Source organism: Sphingobium sp. V4, from assembly GCF_029590555.1.
Taxonomy (GTDB): domain Bacteria; phylum Pseudomonadota; class Alphaproteobacteria; order Sphingomonadales; family Sphingomonadaceae; genus Sphingobium.
The window spans coordinates 2,879,289-2,893,572 of record NZ_CP081001.1; the positions used below are offsets into that span (position 1 = coordinate 2,879,289).

13 protein-coding genes are annotated in these 14,284 nt (G+C 65.1%); 1 reads left to right on the forward strand and 12 read right to left on the reverse strand.

Going from position 1 to position 14,284, the window contains the following annotated elements; translation table 11 throughout:
• Positions 1 to 6 precede the first annotated feature (6 nt).
• The 12 genes from K3M67_RS14315 to K3M67_RS14370 all read right to left on the reverse strand — a co-directional run bounded on the left by K3M67_RS14315 (position 7) and on the right by K3M67_RS14370 (position 13,315).
• Entirely contained in the window at positions 7 to 525 is a 519-nt protein-coding gene (locus K3M67_RS14315; RefSeq protein WP_285831813.1) for a L,D-transpeptidase family protein, read from the reverse strand.
• Positions 522 to 1,583 (reverse strand): GTP cyclohydrolase II, encoded by a 1,062-nt coding sequence (gene ribA / locus K3M67_RS14320; RefSeq protein WP_066865753.1) that lies wholly within the window; start codon positions 1,581 to 1,583, stop codon positions 522 to 524. The genes K3M67_RS14315 and ribA overlap by 4 nt, the downstream gene beginning before the upstream one ends.
• Complete coding sequence (xth, locus tag K3M67_RS14325) at positions 1,583 to 2,380, reverse strand: exodeoxyribonuclease III (RefSeq protein WP_066865756.1); 798 nt, start codon at positions 2,378 to 2,380, stop codon at positions 1,583 to 1,585. The genes ribA and xth overlap by 1 nt, the downstream gene beginning before the upstream one ends.
• A 246-nt stretch (positions 2,381 to 2,626) precedes the next feature.
• Positions 2,627 to 3,265: a LolA family protein gene (locus K3M67_RS14330; RefSeq protein ID WP_066865759.1), complete on the reverse strand. Its 639-nt coding sequence runs from the start codon at positions 3,263 to 3,265 to the stop codon at positions 2,627 to 2,629.
• Positions 3,266 to 3,661: 396 nt separating this feature from the next.
• Positions 3,662 to 5,992 carry an FtsK/SpoIIIE family DNA translocase gene (locus K3M67_RS14335; protein WP_285831814.1) on the reverse strand — a complete coding sequence of 777 codons (2,331 nt, stop codon included), beginning with the start codon at positions 5,990 to 5,992 and terminating at the stop codon, positions 3,662 to 3,664.
• 360 nt (positions 5,993 to 6,352) lie between these two features.
• Positions 6,353 to 6,832, reverse strand: a complete 480-nt coding sequence (locus K3M67_RS14340; RefSeq protein ID WP_066865765.1) for a GNAT family N-acetyltransferase — start codon at positions 6,830 to 6,832, stop codon at positions 6,353 to 6,355.
• Positions 6,829 to 7,746, reverse strand: coding sequence for a DMT family transporter (locus K3M67_RS14345; RefSeq protein ID WP_285831815.1), 918 nt, complete (start codon positions 7,744 to 7,746; stop codon positions 6,829 to 6,831). The genes K3M67_RS14340 and K3M67_RS14345 overlap by 4 nt, the downstream gene beginning before the upstream one ends.
• Before the next feature lie 16 nt (positions 7,747 to 7,762).
• Positions 7,763 to 8,923: a flavodoxin-dependent (E)-4-hydroxy-3-methylbut-2-enyl-diphosphate synthase gene (ispG, locus tag K3M67_RS14350; protein ID WP_285831816.1), complete on the reverse strand. Its 1,161-nt coding sequence runs from the start codon at positions 8,921 to 8,923 to the stop codon at positions 7,763 to 7,765.
• A gap of 51 nt (positions 8,924 to 8,974) precedes the next feature.
• Positions 8,975 to 10,276 (reverse strand): OmpP1/FadL family transporter, encoded by a 1,302-nt coding sequence (locus tag K3M67_RS14355; RefSeq protein WP_066865772.1) that lies wholly within the window; start codon positions 10,274 to 10,276, stop codon positions 8,975 to 8,977.
• Between the two features lie 419 nt (positions 10,277 to 10,695).
• Positions 10,696 to 12,078 carry a phosphoglucomutase/phosphomannomutase PgmG gene (gene pgmG / locus K3M67_RS14360; protein ID WP_285831817.1) on the reverse strand — a complete coding sequence of 461 codons (1,383 nt, stop codon included), beginning with the start codon at positions 12,076 to 12,078 and terminating at the stop codon, positions 10,696 to 10,698.
• A complete protein-coding gene (locus tag K3M67_RS14365; protein WP_285831818.1) occupies positions 12,075 to 12,509 on the reverse strand; it encodes a J domain-containing protein in 435 nt (144 codons plus the stop codon). Before K3M67_RS14365 ends, pgmG begins: the two co-directional genes overlap by 4 nt.
• Positions 12,509 to 13,315 (reverse strand): division plane positioning ATPase MipZ, encoded by an 807-nt coding sequence (locus tag K3M67_RS14370; protein WP_285831819.1) that lies wholly within the window; start codon positions 13,313 to 13,315, stop codon positions 12,509 to 12,511. Before K3M67_RS14370 ends, K3M67_RS14365 begins: the two co-directional genes overlap by 1 nt.
• Before the next feature lie 107 nt (positions 13,316 to 13,422).
• On the opposite strand from K3M67_RS14370, the gene panC reads away from it, so the two are divergent.
• Positions 13,423 to 14,268, forward strand: coding sequence for a pantoate--beta-alanine ligase (panC, locus tag K3M67_RS14375; RefSeq protein WP_285831820.1), 846 nt, complete (start codon positions 13,423 to 13,425; stop codon positions 14,266 to 14,268).
• The last annotated feature ends 16 nt before the right edge of the window (positions 14,269 to 14,284 follow it).

The following is a 14,284-nucleotide window of genomic DNA, read 5'->3' on the forward strand; positions in this document are numbered from 1 at the left end:
GCCCCGTCAGGGCATGATCTCCATCAGATCGCCCGGCGCGAGCAGCGGCAGCAGGCGCAGCATGTCGGTCCGCTCCACCGCCACGCAACCTGCGGTCGGGCGCCCTTCGGACAGGTGGAAGAAGATGGCGCTGCCCTGTCCCGGCACGGGCGGGGCGTCATTATGGCCCAGGACGATGATGACGTCATAGGCATCGTCGCTGCGGATCAGGCTTTCGGCCGAGAAGGGACGGGGCAGGCGGACGGGGCGGTTATAGGAGGGGTCGGCGACATCATCCGACCAGCCGTCCGTCGCCCGGACCCAGCGCCAGGGGAGCACGATCCCCCTCCCCTCGGCCTTGCCCGGACGCAGCAGCACGCCGCGGATCGGCCATGTCCCGATCGGGGTGCAGCCATCGCCCTCGCGCTTGTCCGCCGCCCGGCAGGCTCCCCCGCGCCCGATGGTGCAGGACATCGTCAGATCAGCAAAGGTCAGGCGGCCCGCACCGCATTCGACGCGGATGATATTCGCCGCCGGTCGGCTCATAGCTGATGCCCGGTGCGGTCCCGCTTGGTGGCAAGATAGCGCTCATTATGCGGGTTGGACGGGAGGATGATCGGGAGACGTTCGGCTACCTTGATTCCGGCCGCTTCCAGCCCCGCCACCTTGTTCGGATTATTGGTTAGCAACCGCACCTCGCCCACCCCCAGCAGGTCCAGCATCCGCGCCGCCACCGAAAAATCGCGCGCATCGATGGCGAAGCCCAGACGGACATTGGCGTCGACCGTGTCGAATCCCTGGTCCTGCATGGCATAGGCGCGCAGCTTGTTGACCAGGCCGATGCCGCGTCCTTCCTGACGCAGATAGAGCAATATGCCCCAGGGCGCATCGGCGATCTGGTGCAGCGCCTCATGCAATTGCGGCCCGCAATCGCATTTCAGGCTGCCCAGCACGTCGCCGGTCAGGCACTCGCTGTGCAGCCGGATCACCGGGGGAGCGGAGTCGCGCTTGCCGACGATCAGCGCGACATGCTCGCGCGGCTCGTCCGGGCTGCGGAACGCGACGATCTCAGCCGATTCGCTGGCCGACACCGGCAATCGCGCGCGGGTCGCGACAGCAAGATGGACAGCATCGTCATAGGCCGCGATGTCGTCGGCACTGACCTGCGCCTCCGCCGGCCCATCGCCTTCCAGCAGGAAATAGGCCGGCAGGATACCGGCCAGCCGCGCCAGCCGCAGCGCCGCCTTGGCGGCCTGCGGCGCGGTCAGCGGACGGGCGCGGAACGGCCCCTTGAGCGGCGAGGCAAGGTCGAGCACCGGATCGGCGATCGCGGTCGCAACGTCGGCGTCGATCCACGGTGTCCGTTCGATCAGCACCGGAAGGTCCGGGTCGGCGGCGGCAAGCTGATTGGCCAGCTTCAGCGTCTCGGCGCGCGCGGCGGAGACCAAGATGTCGGCTTCGCTGTCGGGATCGAAGCCCGCCAGCGTCACCGCATCGGCGCCTTCGATCGCCATCAGCCGGATCGCGCCGTCGGGCGCGGTCAGGCGCACTGCCCAGCCCCGGCGCAGCGCGTCGATGGCGCGGGCAGCGTCCCGCCCGCTCATCAGAAGGCGAACTCGGTGATGATGGGGATATGGTCGGACGGTTTCACCCAGCTGCGCGCCGGTTCCACGACGCGGTGGCTGGTCGCCTTCTCCGCGACATCCTTCGTCATCCACATATGGTCAAGGCGGCGGCCGCGATCCGACGTCGCCCAGTCCTTCGCCCGATAGCTCCACCAGGTGTAGAGCCGCGCCGGCGCGGGATGGAAATGGCGGCCGATGTCGACCCAGTCGTTCGACGCCTGGAGCCGACCGAGAATCTCGCATTCGATCGGCGTATGGCTGACCACGTCGAGCAGCTGCTTGTGGCTCCACACGTCGCATTCCAGCGGCGCGATGTTGAAGTCGCCGGTCAGGATGGTCGGCTTGTCGTCGAGCGCGGAGGACCACTGGATCATCCGCTCCAGGAAATCGAGCTTCTGGCCGAATTTCGGATTCACGTCCCGGTCGGGAACGTCGCCGCCTGCGGGGACATAGACATTCTCGATCCGCACCCCATTTTCGAGCCGCACCCCGACATGGCGCGCCTCGCCGTTGGCCTGCCAGTCGAACCGGTCGTCCTCATGGATCGGCACCTTGCTCATGATCGCGACGCCATGATGCATACGCTGCCCGTTCAGCACCTGGTGGACATAGCCCAGCCGCCTGAACATGTCGGTGGGGAATATCTCGTTCACCACCTTGGTTTCCTGAAGGCACAATATGTCGGGCGCTTCTTCCCGGAGCAGCTGTTCGACGATGTCGATCCGCGCGCGGACGCTGTTGATGTTCCAGGAGCAAATGGAGAGGGTATCGGCCATGCGGATGCACTAGGAGGGCAAGCGGGGATGCGCAAGCGCCGGACAACGTAAGACCCCCGCTCCGGGGGCGTGGAACGGGGGTCTCGATCGCGCCCTTGAAGCGCTTCGCGGCGAAAGCTGGGGACCGGGTAACAGGGGGGAAATCCCGGTTTTGTCTCTCGCCGTGGGTTTCTGATTAGCGCCCCGGATATGAGCGGCAGATGAACGGACAGCAAAGTTTTTCGGTCCGTCCCGTCGTTTGCTCGTTCAGCCGCCGGCCGAGCGACCGCGGGGGCGCGGATCGGTCCAGCGGAATGCGGAATCGGCGACGGGCGCACCGTAACGCTGATTGGTGAGGCGCACCGCCGTGCGGTTATTCTGCGAATCGAGCGCCACCCAGCCATAGAGCTGCAAGCCCGCCGGGCTGGCGGCGTCCCGCTTGAAGATCATCGTGATCGTCCCGAACTCCGGCCGCTTGGCGTCGCGCGCCTGCACGCTCAGGATCGACGGATCGCCGGTAGGCACGACCTTGCCGAACTTCGACAGATCCTTGCTGGGATCGAGCAGGGCGCCCAGCGGCGAGTTGCCGATCGGCCAGCGTTGCACCTGCCGCACCTCATAATCGATCATCGTCAGCGCCTTGCCGTCGCCCACGATCAGCAGCGGCACGCCCTTCTGATATTGGAAGCGGATCTTGCCCGGCTGCTTCAGGGTCAGCTGACCGGTCAGCGTCTGGCCGTTGCGGTCGGTCTGGCTGAAATCGGCCGTCAAGGTCGTGACCGCGCGAATATAGGCGTTGACCTGGCCAAGGTCGGATCGACCCTGCTGCGCCGCGACGGGCAGCGCCGGTACGACCAGCGGCGCGGCGGCAAGGGCAAGCGCGAGGGGCGCAATGATGCGCTTCATGACGTTCAACTCCGGTTGTTCTGGGAGAATGGGACTAGGATATGAGGCTTGAACCCGCTGTGAACCCGGCTGTTCCGAAACTGCAAGCTTTTGGGGTCGATGGGGGAGAGCATCCGCTGCAAATCGGGACAAGCTCCATCCCCCATGCTCCCGCCTCGCCATGCCGGTCTGTCCGGCGGCACCGCTCCAATTATGTTATCGGCGCGGCAGCAGCAGGGGCACGCCTAGCCGCTTTCCGCGCGAAAAAAAAGGCCGATCGAAACGACCGGCCTGAAAGTTTTTAGGAGAGGATGCCTGAAAGGCCTGCTCTCTATGTCCCAACTGGTTCATAGCCGCAAATGCGAAGGACGAAAGCACGATTGCATGACGTGCAATCGTCATGATTTTCCAGCCGGTTCAGATCGGATTCCCATTTTCGTCGCGCAACACCTCGCGGCGGCCGACATGGTTGGGTGGACCAACCAGTCCCTCTTCCTCCATGCGCTCGATCAGCCGCGCGGCGCTGTTGTAGCCGACCCGCAACTGGCGCTGGAGCCAGCTGGTCGACGCCTTCTGGTTTTCGAACACCAGCTGGCACGCCTTGCGGAACAGCTGGGCGTCGGGGCTGTCGTCGCCCAGATCGACCCCATCGAGCGCGAAACTGCCCTCCTCCGGCTCCTCGGTGACAGCCGAGATATAGTCGGGCTGACCCTGGGCGCGCCAATGGTCGGCGACCACGCGCACCTCGTCGTCCGACACGAAGGGACCATGGACGCGGGTCAGACCCTTGCCGCCGTGCATGTAGAGCATGTCGCCCTTGCCAAGCAGCTGCTCGGCGCCCTGTTCGCCCAGGATGGTGCGGCTGTCGATCTTGGACGTGACGAAGAAGCTGATGCGGGTCGGCAGGTTCGCCTTGATGACGCCGGTGATAACGTCGACCGAAGGCCGCTGTGTCGCGAGGATCAGGTGGATGCCCGCCGCACGGGCCTTCTGCGCCAGCCGCTGGATCAGGAATTCGACTTCCTTGCCCGCCGTCATCATCAGGTCGGCCAGCTCGTCCACCACCACCACGATCTGCGGCAGCGGCTGGAAATCGAGCTGTTCCTCCTCGTAGATGGGCTTGCCGGTTTCAGGATCATAGCCGGTCTGGACGCGGCGGCCGAGCGGCTTGCCCTTCGCCTTGGCGGCGCGGACCTTCTCGTTATAATTGGCGAGATTGCGGACCGAGATCGACGCCATCATGCGGTAGCGGTCCTCCATCTGCTCCACCGCCCATTTCAGCGCACGGATCGCCTTGGCCGGTTCGGTGACGACCGGCGAGAGGAGATGCGGAATATCGTCATAGGTCGACAGTTCCAGCATCTTGGGATCGATCATGATCAGTCGCAACTGGTCCGGCGTCATGCGGTAGAGCAGCGACAGGATCATGGCGTTGAGGCCGACCGACTTGCCCGACCCGGTGGTGCCCGCGATCAGCAGGTGGGGCATGGGGGCGAGATCGGCGATGATCGGCTCGCCCGAGATATTCTTGCCCAGGATGATCGGCAGCGTCGCTTCCTGCGCGAACTGCTCCGACGTGATGAGCTCGCGGAAGGATACGCCCTCGCGATGGGCGTTGGGCAATTCGATGCCAATGACGGTGCGGCCGGGAATCGTCGCGACGCGGGCCGAGAGCGCCGACATGTTGCGGGCGATGTCGTCGGCCAGCGCGATCACCCGGCTCGCCTTGATGCCCGGCGCCGGTTCCAGCTCATACATGGTGACGACCGGGCCGGGCCGCACTTCGACGATATTGCCCTTCACATGGAAGTCGTCGAGTACGCTCTCCAGCAGGCGCGCGTTGCGCTCCAGCGCCGCCTTGTCGATCTTGCCGCCCTGGCTCGCGGGGATGGGATTGAGCAGGTCGGGCGAGGGCAGCGAGCTGTTGCCGAACAGGTCGTCCTGGCTGACCGGCGCCATGGACCGCTGCACCGGCGCGGGCTTGGGCGTCTGGATGGTGATGGGCGGCTTGGGCTCGTTCGACACCTGCTTGCGCGGCGCGATGACGCGTTCCACCGGCTCGTCATCCTCCTCCTCCTCCTCCTCGTCAGGCAGCGCCGCGCCGCCGGCAAAGGCCAGGCTGGGGCGCGGCAGGCTGAGCCGGGGGAGTGAGGGACGCCGCAGCGCGATGATCGGCTTCTCCAGCGCCAGGCTGCGGTAACAGGTGAAGAGGCCGGCGATCAGCGTGATGACGATCAGGATGCCCCTGATCCAGGGCGCGGCGACTGGCGCCTGCGCGGTCAGGCTGGCAATGCCCTTCGCGATGACAAGACCGATGACGCCCCCCCAACCGGCGGGCAGCCCGACCAGCGGCTCGCTCTGGAACAGGGCCAGCGCGATGCCGATCAGGATGATGCCGAACAGGCATTTGCCGAACTGCGCCTTCCATCCCGCCATGTCCTGATCGCCCCAGAGGCGGCGCGCGGTGATCGCCATCAAGGGCAGAACCAGCGCCACCGGCACGCCCAGCAGCCACAGGAGGAAATCGGCGACCCATGCGCCGGGCGCCTGCATGATATTGGCGACATGCTCGCCCGCGACCGTGTTCATCGACGGGTCGCTGGGCGTATAGCTCAACAGCGCCAGCGCCAGGAACAGCGTCGCGAGCATCAGCGCGAAAGCCCCGATCAGCGCCCCGCTGCGGATCAGGCTGCGCTTGAGCATTTCACGCCATTCCGGCGAGCGTTTCACGGTGCGGCCGACGGCCATATGACTGCATGTCCCCCAAATGTTCCGGATCGGCACAATGCCTCCGGCGGTGAGTCCGCGTCAAGCCTGCGGCCCTTCGGCCCGTCTCAACGGGTCCGTAACAACCCGTATCGAAGTGGCCGTGGCAGGCGCGGTACAAGCGGCGCGAAAGGAGTCCATCCCATGATCGCTGCCTATTATCCCGCCCTGGTCGTCCTCGCGCTCGGCGCCTTCGCCGCCGGCCTGCTGTTCGTCAGCACCGAGGACTGGCTGAAGGACTAGAGCATCCTGCGCAAAAGTGGGCACCGATTTTGCGCAAAACACGATGCGACAACAAACAACTAGAGCGCGCGTCCTGCGTCCGATTTAACGCAGCGCGTTCTAGGACGCGGCCAGCGCCTTCAGGGCGTTGCCGTCCAGGCGCTGTACCGTCCATTCGTCCATCGGTCGGGCGCCGATCGCGCGGTACACCGCGATGGCCGGCTCGTTCCAATCGAGCACCGACCATTCGAGCCGGGCGCAGTCGCGTTCGATGGCAAGCTGCGCCAGACGCGCCAGCAAAGCCTTGCCCGCGCCCAGTCCCCGCGCCTGCGGCAGGACGAACAGATCCTCCAGATAGAGTCCGGGCCGGCCCTCGAAGGTCGAGAAATTGTGGAAGAAGAGGGCGAAGCCGACCGGCGCACCCTGATGCTCGGCGATCAGCACCTCTGCCATCGGGCGCGGGCCGAACAGATAGCGGGCCAGCGTCTCGCGATCGGCCTTCACCTCATGGGACAGCCGTTCATAGTCAGCGAGCGCCCGGATGAAATCCTGGATGACGTCGATGTCGTCCGCCACCGCGTCCCGAATGATGATGCTCATACCGTTCCCGCTTCCACATGGGCGCCCCGACCATCAGGGACGTCCGCCCGCTTCGTGCGGGCCGCGATAAGACAGCCGGCAACGATCAGCAAGGCGCCCGCCAGTGTGGTCAGCGTCAGCCGCTCGCCAAAGACCAGCCAGCCGATGATCGCGGCCCAGACGAAGGCGCTATATTCGACCGGGATCAACCGCTGCGCCTCCGCACGGGCGTAGGCCCAGGCCAACGCCGCGAGCGAAGTGAAGGCCAGAACCGCCGCCAGCAGCACCAGAGGGATAGCCTTGATCGGCGGGAAAACCGCAAACAGCGGGGCGCCGATCGCAAAGACGCCCAGCATCACGAGATGCTGGAAGAAGGCGACTTCGATCGGCGACGCGACCTGCGCCTGCTGCCGCTGGATGATGAGGTTCCAGGCGAAGAGGACCGCCGAGATCAGGACCGCGACGGCGCCGAGCAGCGCATCGGCGTCATAATCGCCATGCAGACGGCCGGACAGGATCACGCCCACGCCGACCAGCCCGAGCAGGGACGCGCCGATCGCCTGCCGCCCGACCTTCTCGTTCAGCAGCAGCGCGGCGAGGTAGAGCGCGATGAGCGGCGCGATGAAGGACAGGGCGATGGCTTCGGCCAAAGGCAATCGCATGATCGCCCAGAAGAAGAGTGCCGCCATCAGCGCGACGACGACGCCGCGCAGCAGATGGATGCGCAACACCGCGCGCGACGGCCAGCGCTGGCGGGTCAGCAGCATGAGCGTCAGGCCAAGGAGCGTCCCGCTGACGGCGCGCCAGAACAGCGCGTTGTAGAGCCCGATGGAAAGGCTCAGTCCCTTCATCGCCGCGTCCATGACGGAGAAGAGCGTCACCCCGATGCAACATATGGCGAAGGGTATCGCGATTCCGCGACCAGTCCCGCTCATGTCCCGGCCGTCCGGCCTATTCCGCCGCCTGCGCCTTGCCCGCGTCGGTCATGTCGGCTTCGGCCTTTGCGGCCTCGATCTCCGCCGCCTTGGCCTCGACCAGCCTGACGATATGATCGACCATGTCGGCGTCGTGAATCGTGTGGTCGGTGACGCCCGAAAGATAGACCATATGCTTGCCATTGCCGCCGCCGGTCAGGCCGATGTCGGTTTCCCGCGCTTCGCCGGGACCATTGACGACGCAGCCAAGCACCGACAGCGAAAGCGGCGTATGGATATGCTGGAGCCTCTCCTCCAGCGCCTGCACCGTGCGGATGACGTCGAATCCCTGGCGCGCGCAGGACGGACAGGAGATGACCTTGACCCCGCGGGTCCGGATGCCGAGTGACTTCAATATCTCATAGCCGACCCGCACTTCCTCTTCCGGCTCGGCGGAAAGGGAGACGCGGATCGTGTCGCCGATCCCGGCCCAGAGCAGGTTGCCGATGCCGATCGCGCTCTTCACCGTGCCGCCAATCAGGCCGCCTGCCTCGGTGATGCCCAGGTGGAGGGGGCAATCGACCGCGTCGGCAAGTTGCATATAGGCAGCGACGGCGAGGAACACGTCGCTGGCCTTCACCGCGACCTTATAGTCGTGGAAATCCTGGTCCTGCAGCAGCTTGATATGGTCGAGCGCGCTTTCGACCAGCGCCTCGGGGCACGGCTCGCCATATTTTTCGAGCAGATCCTTCTCAAGGCTGCCTGCGTTGACGCCGATGCGGATCGAGCAGCCATTAGCCTTGGCCGCATCGACCACTTCCTTCACTCGTGCTTCGCTGCCGATATTGCCCGGATTGATCCGCAGGCAGGCAGCACCGGCGTCGGCCGCTTCCAGCGCGCGCTTATAGTGGAAATGGATGTCCGCGACGATCGGCACGCGCGATGCGCGGACGATCTGCCTGAGCGCCGCAGTCGATTCCTCATCGGGGCAGGACACGCGGATGATGTCGACGCCCGCCTCCTCGCATCGGCGGATCTGGTCGATCGTCGCCTTCGCGTCGGATGTCAGCGTGTTGGTCATGGTCTGGACCGTGACCGGCGCGCCGCCGCCCACCGGGACATTGCCGACCATGATCTGGCGCGACTGCCGCCGCGCGATGTCGCGCCAGGGGCGCAGGCCGGGATTATGGTCGGACATGAAATAGGGGCTCCGTGTTCACGAAGCCCCTATAGGGATTTTTGGCGCCGGTTAGAAGCGCAGGGTTAGCGATGCGGCAATCTGGTCCGCATTGCCGCTGGTCTGGGACAGGGTCGTCGCCGTCACGGTCGCAGGCGATGGATAATAGCTGTCCGGCCGAATGATGTTCGCCTTCGCCACGAAGGTGTGGGCGTAGCTGAGGTTCAGCGCCATCGATTCCGACATGTTCCACGTCCCGCCGCCGCTCAACCAGACCCGATCGCCATCGGGCACGCGCGTGGTGAGATGCTGCGCGTTGGTCGGCGACCGATCGAACATCGTTCCGGCCCGCAGGGTCAGCGCGGGACTGACGTCATATTCTCCGCCGACGCTGACCGAATAGCTGTCCCGGTAATCCAGTTCCTTGTTGGTGGTGCCCGACGCGGTGGTCACGGCGATCCCCTTGAACTTGGACCAGTTATACCATTTGCCGGTGATCATCGCCCGCAGGCCGGGCGTCAGGCGGTGCATCATGCTGACGGTGACGATATCGGGCAGGCTGAGCGGCGCGGTCGCCGCAAACGCCCCATTCGCCCCGGCGAGCAGCCCGGTCAGGCCGGAAATGCTCTGGGTGCCGGCCAGCTTATGCGTTATGCCGGCGCGATAATGAACCCCGACATTGGTGTCTCCGCTGGTATAGAACAGACCTGCGTTCCAGCCGACCGACCAATCGTCGCCCTTCAGACTGGCAAAGCCGTCGGTGGTGGCGAGCGGAGACAGTTGCGGCAGCGCATTGGTCAGTTCTGCCTTCACATATTGCACGTCGACGCCGCCGCCGATCGACAGGCTGTCGGTCAGCTTATACGCCGCGGAAGGCTGGATATTGTAGGTCTTGAGGTCGGTATAGAGCGAGTCATAGCGACCGAAGAAGCCGTCATCATATTCCAGCTTCAGACCGAAGGGTGCATTCACGCCCAGGCCCAGCCACAACCGATCGCTGACCTGCGCGCTGGCGTAGAAACTGGGGACCGGGATCACGCTCTCGAACGCGTTTCCACCGTCATTGCCGGTCACCGGCACCCGCACCGTCGATCCGGGAATGGAACGATAGCTGCCCCGGTTGGTCTGGTGCGCCGACGCCATCAGCAGCGATCCGCCGACAGAGGTCTGGATGCCCGACAACTGGGTCATGGCGGCGGGATTGAAATAAATGGTCGAGGGATCATCCGCCGCCGCCGCGCCACCGGACAGCGCGCGTCCGGTTTCGATGGGGGATTGCTCCTGCAGATAGAAACCGCCCGCCAGCGCGGGAGACGACGCGGTCATGGCCCCGGTCACGAGAAGGAAACAGCCAAGGCGGCGGCTAAGGGACATGGGCAAATCCTCTGCTTGTTGCGCTATTCTCATGCCGGCCGATGACGCGCGAACGCGCAAGCCGGGCTTATGAGTCAGGCGGCTTATCAAGAATATCGTTAATTTCCAGTGTTGAAGATCGGGCATTGCCGCGGTTTCAGGGCATTTTTCATGGTTAGCGTGACGCGGACGCTACGGCTGCAAGCGAAAAGCGGCAGCGGAAAAAAGGCAAAAAAAAAGCCGCCCGGAAGGCGGCTGTGAAGTTTTAGGAGAGGATGCCTGAAAGGCCCGTTCCTTGTGCAGTGCAGCGCGGATTGTCGCAAATGCGAAACGGGCACGCATGATTGCATTTCCTGCAATCATTCTCAAAAATCCATAATTCCGTAAGGGAATGATGATCACAAAAAATTATAGCGCTAATAGAATATGATCGTGTCGGGTCATTTTCGCGGCGTGACGCGGCTTTCGATACCCGAATCGGCGAGGTGCGAATCGATGTGCGCCAGCAACCGGGCCAGCCCCGCCTCGTCGGACGCCTCCGCCCGCGCCACCAGTTCTGCCTGCGTATTCGACGCCCGCAGCAGCCACCAGCCGTCCGCCGTCCGCACCCGTGCCCCATCGATGGCGCAAACATCGGCACCCATCATGCGAAGCCGGGCGAGGACGTCTTCCACCACCGCGAACTTGCGCGTCTCGGGCACGGGAAGGCGCAATTCGGGCGTGATGGCGCTCTCCGGCATCGCGTCGCGCAGCGCCGTGACGCCTTGGCCCAGTGTCCCCACCAGTCGGATCAGGCGAACGGCGGCATAAAGGCCGTCGTCAAACCCATAATAATCGTCAGCGAAGAAGAGATGGCCGGTGGTTTCGCCGCCGAGCACGCTGCCAATCTGCTTCATTCTGGACTTGATGTGGCTGTGGCCCGCCTTCCACATGTCCGGCTGGCCACCCAGCCCGGCAATGGCGTCGAATATGCGCTGGCTGGTCTTCACATCCGCGACGACCGTCGCGCCGGGCCGGTTCTTCAGGACATCCTGCGCGAACAGGCCCAGCAGCTGGTCGCCGGCAATCACCCTGCCCCGCCCGTCCACCACCCCGATCCGGTCGCCGTCACCATCGAAAGCCACGCCGAAATCAAGCTGCTTCTCCAGGACAAGCCCGCGCAGGTCCGCCAGATTCCGCTCCTCGGAAGGATCGGGATGATGATGGGGAAAATGACCGTCCACTTCGGTGAAGAGCAAATGATGCTCACCGGGCAGGAGTTGCACGAGCTTCTCCACCACCGGACCTGCGGCGCCATTGCCCGCATCCCAGCCGATGCGGCAGGCCGGGCCGTCAAATCCCTGCACCAGCCGGGCGGCGTAGGCGTCCGTCACCGCGACCGTTTCGATCCGTCCCGTGCCCGACTCCCAGTCGCCGCTCGCCGCCATGGCTCCCAGTCGCCGGATGTCGGCTCCGAAAAAGGGGACATGGTCCTTGACCAGCTTGAAGCCATTCTGGTCGGCGGGATTATGACTGCCGGTTATCTCTATGCCGCCATCGACATCGCCGGTCGCCTCGGCATGATATAGCATCGGCGTGGGTCCAAGGCCGATGCGGACGACGTCGATTCCGCTTTCAGTCAGCCCTTCGACCAGCGCGGATTCCAGCATCGGCGAACTCAGCCGCCCGTCATAGCCCACAGCAACGCGGTTGCCGCCGGCGCGGGCGATGACCGTGCCGAAACTGCGGCCCAGCGCCCGGGCGTCGGCGGCATGGAGCGTCTCGCCCACCGTACCGCGCAGATCATAATCGCGCAGCAGCGTCGGGTCGAAACGATGCGTCATGGGGTCTTCTGTTCTTCGAGCAACAGGTCACGCGCGGCGTTGATCTGGGCAGCCAGCGCCTCGGTGCCGCCCTTGTCGGGATGGACCGACGCGATCAGGCGGCGATGGGCGGCGCGGATCGTCCTGGCGTCCGCATCGGGCGCGACACCGAGCAGCGCGCGCGCCCTGGCGACATCCTCCGCGCTGTGCGGCGGGGGCGGTGCAATGGGACGCTTGCGCGCGCCTGTTCTGGCTTTCCCCTGCTTGACGAAGAAAAGCGCCGCGCCGATCAGCAGCGGAGCCCCGATCACCGGCTTGCCCTTGGCCGCGAAGACCGCCCCCACCAGCGCCGCTCCGAGCGCCATGCCATCCTTTGCCGTCATGCGTTGCAGCCTTCCCGTCCAGATCAGCCAGACGGCAAGCCCGGCGAGCAGCAGTGCGAACACGCCCATCAGGCGGCGCCGAGCAGGTCCACCGAGTCGACGCCCTCACGCGTGGGCAGGGCCAGCCCCGACACCATCTCGCGCAGTTCCTGCCGCGCCGCGATATGGCTGACGCCCAGTTCGCCCAGATGGCCCTTGTCGAGCAGGGTCAGGCCCGAAGGGAAGAGTTCGCGAAAGATGACGCGTTCCGACAGGCCGGGAATGACGCGGAAGCCGACGCGGCGGGACAATTCCATCAATGCATCGCCAACGCGCTTCTTGTTGCGGGCGTCATGATGCTGGACGCGGTTGCGCAGCACCACCCAGTCGATCGACACGCCATCGACCTTCGCCCGCGCCTTGCGTGTTTCGAAGATGAGTTCGGAATAGAAGGACAGGCGGCGCACGCGGAACGTTTCCGGGTCGACCTGGCCGATCAGGTCGAAATCGACGAAGCTGTCGTTCATCGGCGTGACCAGCGTGTTGGCATGGGGCGCCAGATGCCGGGCGAAGACATCGTCGCGGCCGGGCGTGTCGACGACCAGGAAATCTTTGCCCTGCGCCAGTTCGATCACCTGATCGTCCAGCGCGGCGATACTGTCGCCGGTGAATACCGAAAAAGCAGGAGTCGGCAGGTCGATTTCGCGCCGACGCGCGGTTTCACGGCGATTTTCCATGTAGCGGGTGACGGTGCGCTGGCGCGGATCGAGGTCGATCATGCCGACGTTATGACCGAGCGCCGACAATGCGATGGCGGTATGAACCGCGGTGGTCGACTTGCCCGTCCCACCCTTTTCGTTGGCGAAAACGATGAGATGCGGCTGCGGATTCGCCATTGCCCCTGATAACCCCGTTGATTGTCGCAATGTTTGTTGACGGTCGCGCCGGCACGAGCCTAGCAGGACATTCCTATCCTGTCGCCCTTATCGGAGCCATAACTTCCGTGCAAACGCTGCGTGACCTGCCCACCCTCCGCGCCGCCGTCGAAACGCTGAAGAGCGACGGAAAGCCGCTGGTTCTGGTGCCCACCATGGGCGCGTTGCATGACGGGCACATGGCTCTGGTAGACGAAGCCAGGCGGCGCGGACGGCATGTCGTCGTGTCGATCTTCGTCAACCCGAAACAGTTTGGGGAGCATGAGGATCTGGACGCCTATCCCCGGCGGGAGGCCAAGGACGCACAGATGCTGGCGGCGGCGGGGGTCGACATTCTCTGGGCGCCCGGCGTGGACATGATGTACCCCGCCGGTTTCGCGACCAATATCAGCGTGTCCGGGATCAGCGAAGGTCTGGACGGCGCGGCCCGGCCGGGCCATTTCGACGGGGTGGCGACGGTCGTCGCCAAGCTGTTCAACCAGGTGCGGCCCGACATCGCCATCTTCGGCGAGAAGGATTATCAGCAGCTCGCGGTGATCCGGCGCCTGGTCGCGGACCTGGACATGGCCGTGGAGATCGTCGGGATGCCGACCCAGCGGGCCGAGGACGGCCTCGCCCTCTCTTCCCGCAACGCCTATCTGACCGACGAAGAGCGCAAGGCGGCGCTCGCCCTGCCCCGCGCACTTGGCGAGGCGAAGCGGCAGATCGAGAAGGGCGAGCCGGTCGATGCGGCACTGGCGAAGGCGATCGCCTCGCTGGCGGCACACGGCTTTGATCCGATCGATTATGTGACGCTGTGCGATGCGGCTACACTGGCGCCGATCCATGCGCTCGACCGTCCGGCGCGGCTGCTCGGTGCGGCCAAGCTGGGCACCACCCGGCTGATCGACAATATTGCGATCGACCCTGCCTGATGCCGCCTGTTCGAAC

Excerpts from the sequence above, each read along its gene's own strand:
- K3M67_RS14335 (WP_285831814.1), bottom strand. The coding sequence starts at position 5,992 with ATGGCCGTCGGCCGCACCGTGAAACGCTCGCCGGAATGGCGTGAAATG.
- K3M67_RS14365 (WP_285831818.1), bottom strand. The coding sequence starts at position 12,509 with ATGGGCGTGTTCGCACTGCTGCTCGCCGGGCTTGCCGTCTGGCTGATC.
- K3M67_RS14370 (WP_285831819.1), bottom strand. The coding sequence starts at position 13,315 with ATGGCGAATCCGCAGCCGCATCTCATCGTTTTCGCCAACGAAAAGGGT.
- xth (WP_066865756.1), bottom strand. The coding sequence starts at position 2,380 with ATGGCCGATACCCTCTCCATTTGCTCCTGGAACATCAACAGCGTCCGC.
- ispG (WP_285831816.1), bottom strand. The coding sequence starts at position 8,923 with ATGTCCGACCATAATCCCGGCCTGCGCCCCTGGCGCGACATCGCGCGG.
- K3M67_RS14345 (WP_285831815.1), bottom strand. The coding sequence starts at position 7,746 with ATGAGCGGGACTGGTCGCGGAATCGCGATACCCTTCGCCATATGTTGC.
- K3M67_RS14330 (WP_066865759.1), bottom strand. The coding sequence starts at position 3,265 with ATGAAGCGCATCATTGCGCCCCTCGCGCTTGCCCTTGCCGCCGCGCCG.
- ribA (WP_066865753.1), bottom strand. The coding sequence starts at position 1,583 with ATGAGCGGGCGGGACGCTGCCCGCGCCATCGACGCGCTGCGCCGGGGC.
- K3M67_RS14340 (WP_066865765.1), bottom strand. The coding sequence starts at position 6,832 with ATGAGCATCATCATTCGGGACGCGGTGGCGGACGACATCGACGTCATC.
- pgmG (WP_285831817.1), bottom strand. The coding sequence starts at position 12,078 with ATGACGCATCGTTTCGACCCGACGCTGCTGCGCGATTATGATCTGCGC.
- K3M67_RS14355 (WP_066865772.1), bottom strand. The coding sequence starts at position 10,276 with ATGTCCCTTAGCCGCCGCCTTGGCTGTTTCCTTCTCGTGACCGGGGCC.
- K3M67_RS14315 (WP_285831813.1), bottom strand. The coding sequence starts at position 525 with ATGAGCCGACCGGCGGCGAATATCATCCGCGTCGAATGCGGTGCGGGC.